The organism is Shewanella sp. SG44-6, from assembly GCF_014164185.1.
GTDB classification, from domain to species: Bacteria; Pseudomonadota; Gammaproteobacteria; order Enterobacterales; family Shewanellaceae; genus Shewanella; species Shewanella vesiculosa.
The window spans coordinates 1-928 of record NZ_JACJER010000297.1 but is presented as its reverse complement, the minus strand read 5'-3'; the positions used below and the strand labels follow the sequence as shown (position 1 = coordinate 928).

The 928-nt window shown below is 41.6% G+C and carries 1 tRNA gene and 1 pseudogene; one reads left to right on the top strand and one right to left on the bottom strand.

From position 1 onward, the window contains the following. Positions 1-100: 100 nt before the first annotated feature. Positions 101-478, bottom strand: a pseudogene (locus H5185_RS22280) (LysR family transcriptional regulator); the annotation flags it as partial. A gap of 327 nt (positions 479-805) precedes the next feature. Here H5185_RS22280 and H5185_RS22275 point away from each other — a divergent pair. Next, positions 806-895, top strand: a tRNA-Ser gene (locus H5185_RS22275). The last annotated feature ends 33 nt before the right edge of the window (positions 896-928 follow it).

Below are 928 nucleotides of genomic sequence, written 5' to 3'. Positions count from 1 at the left end.
ACATTTTGTCGCCCAGTCTCGTGAGATCATGACCAAACTTAATAACATTAAGCGTGATACACAAAAAGTGGCTAATGGCTGGCGCCCTTCATTGTCGATTGCGAATAATCAATTCAATGTCGGTAAAATGCCGATAAAAATCAGCTATTAAGCCACTTATTTTGTCGGCGCGAACCATATTGTCAATCGCAATCGACAATGAAGGGCGCCAGCCATTAGCCACTTTTTGTGTATCACGCTTAATGTTATTAAGTTTGGTCATGATCTCACGAGACTGGGCGACAAAATGTTCACCAGCAGGGGTTAAACTCACGCTGCGATGATGACGTTCAAACAATATTACCCCTAAGTCATCTTCAATCTGCTTAATGGCATAACTCACCGCAGAGGGCACTTTATTTAATTTATTTGCGGCGGCGGTAAAACTGCCTACGCGGGCCACAATATCTATCATTTCGAATGCTTGTTCTGAAAGCATCTCGCTATCCTTGGCATTAGCAACATTACTTGCAGTAAAGGTAAACATTAACCCAAATCAAATCAAGCAAAGTCGCTGTTATCGACCGTTTAATCACATTTGCATTAAGCTAGTGGCTATTTGTTGTGGCTTAAACAGCAGTTATTACAAATAGCGGGTTATGGGTGTTTATTGAGTGAATACCATCAAGCAAGCTGAGCTTTGTAACTATGTTTAATAGCAGATGTGCAAAGGGGATTTGAACTTGGGCATAAAATAGCCACTTAACCAATTATTTGCAATTTACTCTTTACACCATAGGGGCATTATCATATTATTCGCTCGCTCGGAGGGATGGCAGAGTGGTCGAATGCACCGGTCTTGAAAACCGGCAACGGTTTATCCCGTTCTAGGGTTCAAATCCCTATCCCTCCGCCACATTCTAAAGTGAAAAAGCCATTGATAATCAAT